Here is a 253-nt window from a genome sequence, read left to right on the forward strand (position 1 = left end):
TGCCGCCTTCATTGGGGATGTATTCGAGGTTCAGCTCGATCCGTTCGATGTGGTAGGCCAGGTATGGATATGCATTGGTGCGCATCAGCGCCAGACCAGCCGATAGGCTCTTGCGATCGCCCCCGACGCGCTTCGTCACGGCCGAGAGGCCGGCGAAGAACTGCGCACCCTGGAACCGCCGGAAGAAGTCAAAAGGAAGCGTGTTCCGATCGAGCCACCCGCGATACTTGCCCACATACCGGGTCGTCGCTCG

At 61.3% G+C, this 253-nt stretch carries 1 protein-coding gene; it reads right to left on the minus strand.

What is annotated here, in order from left to right:
* Window positions 1-253, minus strand: a 253-nt coding sequence (locus SB847_RS21695; protein ID WP_410578765.1) for a hypothetical protein, incomplete at both ends; no start/stop codon positions are given.

It is taken from the genome of Bacillus sp. SIMBA_026 (assembly GCF_046535335.1).
Taxonomy (GTDB): Bacteria; Bacillota; Bacilli; order Bacillales; family Bacillaceae; genus Bacillus; species Bacillus velezensis.